General features: G+C 60.2%; 8 protein-coding genes. 3 read left to right on the top strand and 5 right to left on the bottom strand.

What is annotated here, in order from left to right; all coding sequences use genetic code 11:
* Positions 1-282: helix-turn-helix domain-containing protein (locus IEY49_RS22055; protein ID WP_189012336.1), on the bottom strand; the 282-nt coding region annotated here is incomplete at its 3' end.
* 432 nt (positions 283-714) lie between these two features.
* On the opposite strand from IEY49_RS22055, the gene IEY49_RS20975 reads away from it, so the two are divergent.
* Together IEY49_RS20975 and IEY49_RS20970 are read left to right on the top strand one after the other, a co-directional pair.
* Positions 715-2,109 (top strand): YncE family protein, encoded by a 1,395-nt coding sequence (locus IEY49_RS20975; protein WP_189012335.1) that lies wholly within the window; start codon positions 715-717, stop codon positions 2,107-2,109.
* Between the two features lie 228 nt (positions 2,110-2,337).
* A complete protein-coding gene (locus IEY49_RS20970) occupies positions 2,338-2,883 on the top strand; it encodes a hypothetical protein (protein ID WP_189012333.1) in 546 nt (181 codons plus the stop codon).
* A gap of 1,283 nt (positions 2,884-4,166) precedes the next feature.
* Here the strand turns inward: IEY49_RS20970 and IEY49_RS20965 are convergent.
* The 4 genes from IEY49_RS20965 to IEY49_RS20950 are packed head-to-tail and all read right to left on the bottom strand — an operon-like array spanning position 4,167 to position 5,856.
* The gene (locus IEY49_RS20965; protein WP_189012331.1) at positions 4,167-4,631 is read right to left on the bottom strand and encodes a DUF6328 family protein; all 465 of its coding nucleotides are present in this window, start codon (positions 4,629-4,631) and stop codon (positions 4,167-4,169) included.
* A gap of 9 nt (positions 4,632-4,640) precedes the next feature.
* The gene (locus IEY49_RS20960) at positions 4,641-5,171 is read right to left on the bottom strand and encodes a TraM recognition domain-containing protein (protein ID WP_268239120.1); all 531 of its coding nucleotides are present in this window, start codon (positions 5,169-5,171) and stop codon (positions 4,641-4,643) included.
* Positions 5,172-5,183: 12 nt separating this feature from the next.
* Entirely contained in the window at positions 5,184-5,636 is a 453-nt protein-coding gene (locus IEY49_RS20955; RefSeq protein ID WP_189012327.1) for a helix-turn-helix domain-containing protein, read from the bottom strand.
* Positions 5,637-5,673: 37 nt separating this feature from the next.
* Positions 5,674-5,856 carry a type II toxin-antitoxin system HicA family toxin gene (locus tag IEY49_RS20950; protein WP_189012325.1) on the bottom strand — a complete coding sequence of 61 codons (183 nt, stop codon included), beginning with the start codon at positions 5,854-5,856 and terminating at the stop codon, positions 5,674-5,676.
* Positions 5,857-6,039: 183 nt separating this feature from the next.
* Here IEY49_RS20950 and IEY49_RS20945 point away from each other — a divergent pair, with 183 nt between their 5' ends.
* Positions 6,040-6,459, top strand: coding sequence for a hypothetical protein (locus tag IEY49_RS20945; protein WP_189012322.1), 420 nt, complete (start codon positions 6,040-6,042; stop codon positions 6,457-6,459).
* Positions 6,460-6,900 lie beyond the last annotated feature (441 nt).

Genomic DNA, 6,900 nt, shown 5'->3' with positions numbered 1-6,900 from the left:
CCAAAGCCGTGATGCACAGCACCCTCCCTCCGGAGGGTGCGCAACTGCTCCCCTTGCTCTGCCGTGAGCCGTGAGGCTGGACCGCTGGCCACCGTGGCCTGAAGTCAGACTGCCGTTTCGTTTGAGCCGACCTTTCCAGCTGTACACGGTGTGCACCGAGCCCCCGAAGTGATCGGCAATCTGCTGATTCTTGTGCGTCCCGCGTGCGATCCATTCAAGCGCCGCGAGGCGACGCTCTTCGAGTTGAGCACGGGAATAACGGGCGGGCTGCCAGCCGGGCATGCATCAAGACTATCAGTGCCAAGCCGCACCGTGATCAATAGATCACGGTCCGCCACCAGGTGCATAGCACCTCCAAGCTGTTCCGTAACTTTTTGCAATTAAGGTTACATTCTGCGCAACAGTCCCTCATGGCCTTGAGCCTAGTTTTACCCTCCTTCATCAAGTACAACAAAAGTACTCAGATGGTATCGAGTGAGCTCCATCATCTCTCTTTCACCGACATGTAAGGAGGTATTCAGGCTGTCGTCCCGCCACGGTGAAGACCTGTAAAGAAGCTGAAGGGTGCAATGTCTGTTTGCACGTCGCTTGCGGCCGCGTCGTCGACAATCCCACTTCCTCATGTTTACTCTATTCTTAAACTTCTAATCTTTGGAGTGGCGCTCTGCCCGGCTTGGGTCATTACATACGTGCACTTGTCACGAGGGGATGCTGATGTTCACGAAGCACATGGCACGCAAAAGCAGGACGGGCCTCACGCTTGTCGGATCCGTACTTCTGACAGGAGCACTCCTCAACGGTTGCGGAACCGGTCCGACTGCTGAAACCGGTACGTCCGCTTCAGTCGGCCTTCGGAGCCTCGAGACCACCACCGAGTCCTATGAAGTGTGGACCCTCGATCAGCAGGACTCGAGAGAAAACCGTGAAGGTGGCGGCCTGCTGTACATCCATGCGGGCAGCGAGCTCGAAGCGCATGCTGGAACTGCCGTGCGCACGGTGATCGACCTCGGCAGTGAAGTGCGCGACCTGTGCCTCGAGCAAACCGGTACTGCTCCCGTGCGCCCGCACATGATCACCTTCAATGGCGGCGACTACAACACCGGCCCCAGCGGCAACACGCACGCCCTCGTGTCATTCGTGGCCACCGGACACGTCGTGTTCTTCGATGCTGCCACTCGCGCCCCAGTGAAGTGTATTGACGTCGGTACCCAGGCGCATGCCATCTGGCCGACACCGGACCAGAAGCACGCCATCGTTGCAGACCAGAACGGCCGCAAGCTCCACCGCATCGCCACAGACTATGCCAAGAACGAGTACCAGGTGGAGACGAGCTTCGACCTGGCGAACTGCACCACACCCGCCGGCGGAGCGTGCACGACGCCGCTGCGCAACGACAACGCGCCGATCTGTCCCCGGGTGGACGCCGCCAACCGCTACACGTTCGTCACTCTACGCGGGGGTGGAATGTTCGTGCTCGACCACAACACCACCCCGATGCGCATCGTGGCCGAGTACGACCGCTCCGTCATCTGGACCGGCTGCGGCGCTGCTGAAGTCGGCGACAAGATGTACGTCAACAGCGGCTCGCTCCCCGGCCGCCTGAGTGGCCACGACCTTTACGCGTTCAACATGAACAGCTTTAGTCTGGACGGCACGCCACCCAACACGCCGGCACCTCGGGTGGTCTATTCCCGGCAATCGACGCAGCCGCTCGACCTGGACTCGCACGGCGTCGCCCTGACCAAGCACAAGCGATACATGTGGATCAACGACCGCATTCAGAACGACGTCACCGTCATAGAGACCGCTACAGATCAAGTCGTGGGACAGTTCTCGTTGGCTGGTCCGCTCAGCAGTGACCCTGCGCCCGACATTTTCGACCTGTCGCCGAGCGGAAACCGAATGTTCGTCACCCTGCGCGGGCCGACGCCGCAGTCGGGTGCCCACGCTGCTTACGGCAACACGCCCGGCATTGGGGTCATTCAGGTCACGGAGGGCGGGAAGAAAGGACAACTCCAGAGCATTGCCCACCTCCCCAATACCCGACCCGGCGTGGCTGCCGACCCGCACGGCATTCGCCTGCGGTACCTGAGCCCCCTGCAGGAGTAACCGAAAGGGGACCGAGGTGAACTGCAATGCGATGGGACGTCCAGATCCAACGTATTGATGGCCCGACTTCTCTCTGGAGGTCAAAAGTGGCAAGGAAGAGCGTTGCACTTCTTCCTTGCTGCTTTCCCGCTTGCTCGGTACGGTAGAGACAGCGTCCCCACACCCAGCCCACTGAGGGTGACCCGATTTTGCGCAGAGTAGAGGGTTCAGGCACCGTATCATCGGACCATGGATACGCTCCGGGTGGTTCCCCTGCTGGTCCTGACGCTGGGCACACTGGCGCTGGCACACGGTGCGGGCTCTGGGGCTGACCTGCGAGGCGCCCGGCTGTGCCTGGATTCTTCCTCAGTCCAGCTGCGCTTTCATGACATCCCCGCAGCGCGGCAGCACAAAGCCAGAACGCTGAAAAACACCTTGCATACGACCCTGACCTCAGCGCTCAAGCACGCCGGCGTGCCATATGAAACACGCACCGCGTGCCAGAAGAATCTGGCTTACACGCAGCTCCTGACGGACGTGCGTTACCTCAATCCGAAGAACTACCAGGGGTTCGGGGACCCTGCCTACTCCTACTCACTGCGCGTCACGGTCGGGTCTTCCGCCGTGACCGCAGCAGCGCAGAGAGGTGCCAGGACGAAGATTCATTACGCTTCCGTGCTGAATGACATTCACTCCGAGGCACGCACGAAACAGTCGTTCGAACAGTTCCTGGGAGCACTGGGCCGAGAGCAGTCCCGCCATCTGGTGCTGGCGTGGCGGAAACACAATCCCTGACACACAGGCGATAATGAAAGATTTTCGGCCTGGTCACCGGGAGCAACAAGGGTCGCGATGGTCAGAACGTTCCTGAGGCGGTCAGAACGTGGATCAGAGGTCTAAGCGACCATACCATGCTCCCGTTCTAGACAGCAAGCGGGCTTTGGCATGATCAATCAGAGGAGCGGCAGGGGTGGCCCAGTAGCAGGGCAGCACCTTCCTTTGCGGAATTGCCCGCGGCTTCAGGAATGGGTTGCGCGCGCGCCCGCACACTGAACATGGATGCCGCGCCCCTCCTCTTCATCTGAGAACACCTCTGGCATGCACATGTGGACGGCAGCCGGAAGTGCGCCGGGTAACGCGCAAGCGTTGAAAAGGTGCCTTCGTAACACGGCCGGGGTCAGGGTCCTGGCGTACAGGCCGCTTCGTCTGCCTCCGGAGAAAGCTGGAGCGCACACTGCCGGTTTTGCTCCGGATGACGCAGCTCACCAGTCCGTACTGCCCCGCTTCGGGGCACGAGACCAAAGCCCTCCTACCCAGCATGAGGACCATCACACAAGTTGATCACGCACAGACGCGCACGCCAGACGACGAACATCCGCCCTCCTCCGGCCGGGTCTGGCCGCAGTGCACTGTGAAGCCAAAGAACCTGAGCTGGGTGCGCAGGCCCAGGTGACCCTGGTAACGGCACGCGACGGACATTGACGACCTTGATCCTTCCTGCACATTCCCAGAGGAAGACATTGTCGAGCGGGTTTCTCTCGGAGACGGGCGGACTCGCCTGGCGTTACGCCGCGGCAGTTGCTCAAGTGTCTTCGAACGCAGGGCACACGCGCGCTGGCTGGGCCATTCGGTCTGGGTGCACATCAAAGACGGCACGCGACAGGCGCACATCATCACTGACGACACAACATTCGCTGCACAGCACGACATGAAAGAGGAGTACCAGGAGCGCTGGTACACCACCGTTCCCGTCGAGCAACTCACGGAATTGACTTATACCGTAAAGAAAGTACCTGAGTAACTCCGTTCAGAGCTGCATGAGATTGAGGGCCTGTTGCGCAGTAGGGAGGTTCGACTCCAAAAACTGCGTCCGGAACGAGCAAAAGCATACTGATTTGAGCTCGGTTCAAATAAAGGCGATTTTTGCCCTCGGGAAAGGCACTTTTCGAATTGAGCCTGCTACTGCGCAACAGGTCTTGAGGCGTCCGGGATGAACTGCCGATGAAACCTGGTGGAGGTATTCGGCGTGCATATGGAGCGAATGCATGTGTGAAAGCTACGGAGTGAAGGGTGCTTCCTCATCTCCCGAACCCGTGAAGAAGTGCTCGCTGAACCAGCGGCCACACCCACCACAACAGGCCGATCGCGGCCGCAACGCCAGCTGTCAATATGTTCGTCTTTCTGTCCCCGAGCACCTCATTCAAGACCAGATGGGACCCTAGAATCAGAGACATCGACAAAGGAACAAGGCCCACGATCACCATTCGCGTCCCCATTTGCTTGAACTGACGCCGGTTCGGAATCGGCCACACCAGGCGGTGGTAGGCCGCAGGTGTCGCGAAGAGAACGAGGCTCAGCAGTGCCGAGAGGAAAGTTGCGGCATAAATGTTCCTTTCCATGACGTCGAGTCGAGCAAAACCGCTGCTGAACGGGAGCGTCACGAGAAACGCTGAGAGCACTTGGGAACCTGAAAGCAGCACACGAATTTCCTTGAGGAGATCATCGAAGGCCTCAGGGGCCAGCGACTCGCCAGATTCAGACATTCAGGCACCTTACCAGTACCGGTCCACAATCCCATACGTCCGCCAGGCCTCCCGCAGGTCCGGGTGCGCCCATAGCAGCTTCGCTTCAGGCAGCGACCTCCAATACACCATCCACCGGGTTCCCTCCTCCAGCCCACCATCGAGCGCGATGTCCTCCGCGTCTGACCCGGTCAGACCGCGCGGGAGGGCAATCCGGCGGCTGATGACGTTCTCGCTGATCGCGTCCCAGTAGTCCGAACCGTAGACCAGCTTGCCCTGAGCGTTGTTCTGAATGCCGAACAGAATGGACAGGTTGTACGACCGCATGGTGCCCGTCAGGCGCATCAGGTAATTCATGCGGCCGTAACTGGGTTGCTCGTCCATCGCGATTGTGGCCGGGTGCGGGAGTTTCCCGGTGGGTGTCGTGCGAGCCACGCGGAAGATCGCTTCCGTAACCCGCCTGAGGAACAACCTCAGCAGGATGGTGCCACTCCCGTCGAGCATGTCCTCCTGGTTCACGGCTACGTAAATCAAGGTTGGCCGCTTAAAGCAGGCTTCCAGGTCGATGTTGACTCAGGACGCTTTGGCGGTGAGATGCACGCTCAGGTCGGCGTCCACGGCCTCGGCCACGCGGCGCAGGATGTCCAGGCTGTGGCCCCAATAGAAGGGGTTCACCAGGCGACTGACCGCGCTGCGGCTGGTGCCCAGGCGGCGGGCCAACTCGGACTGGTTGATGCCAGCCCGTCCCAGCGCGCGCTCGATCTCCCCGCTGACCGGGTTGAGCGGTGCAGGGTCCAGGTGGGCGACCTCGATGTCGGTGGGCAGCTCCGCACGGATCTCCGGATCGACGTCCTGCAGGCCCTGTGCCTGGGGCTCGCGGGGCTGGTCTTCCAGGGCCAGGGCGATGCTCTCGCGGGCGCGCTCGACCAGGTCTTCCCGGGTTTTTGCGGTCACGATGCAGGTGAGGTCAGGCACGAGGGCGTTCCAGTTGTTGGGTCCGGCGCTGATGAGGGTGAGGAATGCCATGGATTCTCCTTTCTGGAATGGGCCTGCGCCCCTTCCTTTATGTGCTGGTGGCCTTATCGACTGCTTTTTCCTGGTAGCGTTGGGCATCGTCTCCGAGGGCTCCGCTGATGATGATGATCTGCCCGTCCTTTTCGTATTTGCGGTGATCTCCTTTGGTGCTTTTGTGCGTGTAGCCGTTGCTTTCGAGTTGGGCGATCAACTGGCGGATCTTCCTAGGCATTTCCTCTCATGCCTATATGTTATCAGATTTAAGAACACCAGGCAGGAGGCAGAGATTTATACAGTAGGTCAGGGACGTCGGATTGAACGTCCCTGACCTGCTGTATCTGTCTACTCAGTCAAACTGCCCCATCCGGCCAGTCGACGATCACGATGTCGGCCGCACCTTCTGTTACCCTGTCGCATGGATCTGCAGCCGCTGATGGACCGCAGGCAGGTGCTCGAGCGTGTCCACCTCCAGGTGAAGCACTTATCAAAAGTCCTGCACCACGACGAAGTCTGGCAGCAGCGCGCGTTCCTGCCGGAACCCGCCCGTGACGTCCTGATGAGACAGGAGCAAGCAATCGCTGGCCTGGACCAGAAGGTTGCAGTGGTGGCAGCTGCGGTCAGTGCGCTGGTTGAGATGATTCAGACTGGGGAGTCACGGCACCGCGACTCGCCACGGTCCAACGCTTCAGTAGACCTGGCAGCCTTACAAGACGAACTGGATCAATCAGTTGCGGGCGCAACACTGGCAGCTGATCTGATTATCGTGCAGATCAACTCGCTGCGTGCCGCCTCAGGCCGACCACCGCTTGATGGAGGAGTCAGCCCCTTCAATTAGGGATGGTGCAGCGCGTGATCCCGAGGTTGCTGAACGCATTGCTGATCACATCAACTTGGCTGAGTTTCTGCGTCAGCATGACTGCTCGGAGGATGCAGCCACCCCGCCTCGCGCAGCGAGTCAATTACCGGCTGCCTGAACCTTGGGGTGTTTAAGCGGTCTCAAACCTGCCAAGTAAATCGGTAGCGCCGGTGTGTCCTTTTCCCTTGGGTGGTGGGAAGTCAGCGCTTGGGGCTCGTCCCCCTGGGCTGGCCCCAAGGGTATTTGTCGTCTTCCCCACGCCTGCAGTGCGACGTGGTGCTGAGGTTCCCCCCTCGGTCGGTCCAGTCCAATTGCAATCGAATCGTAACTCAGCCTGCCCGCTCCAGGCGGGCGAACGTTTGAGGTGCGTGGTTGTCCAGAGAGCTGTGCGGACGAACCTGGTTGTAATCCTGGTGCCAC

Source organism: Deinococcus malanensis, assembly GCF_014647655.1.
In the GTDB taxonomy this organism is placed as follows: Bacteria; Deinococcota; Deinococci; order Deinococcales; family Deinococcaceae; genus Deinococcus; species Deinococcus malanensis.
This window is presented reverse-complemented; position numbering and strand designations above follow the sequence as displayed.

What these genes read in the sequence shown, in the direction of transcription:
- IEY49_RS20975 (WP_189012335.1), top strand. Translation starts at nt 715, where the DNA reads ATGTTCACGAAGCACATGGCACGCAAAAGCAGGACGGGCCTCACGCTT.
- IEY49_RS20970 (WP_189012333.1), top strand. Translation starts at nt 2,338, where the DNA reads ATGGATACGCTCCGGGTGGTTCCCCTGCTGGTCCTGACGCTGGGCACA.
- IEY49_RS20965 (WP_189012331.1), bottom strand. Translation starts at nt 4,631, where the DNA reads ATGTCTGAATCTGGCGAGTCGCTGGCCCCTGAGGCCTTCGATGATCTC.
- IEY49_RS20955 (WP_189012327.1), bottom strand. Translation starts at nt 5,636, where the DNA reads ATGGCATTCCTCACCCTCATCAGCGCCGGACCCAACAACTGGAACGCC.
- IEY49_RS20950 (WP_189012325.1), bottom strand. Translation starts at nt 5,856, where the DNA reads ATGCCTAGGAAGATCCGCCAGTTGATCGCCCAACTCGAAAGCAACGGC.
- IEY49_RS20945 (WP_189012322.1), top strand. Translation starts at nt 6,040, where the DNA reads ATGGATCTGCAGCCGCTGATGGACCGCAGGCAGGTGCTCGAGCGTGTC.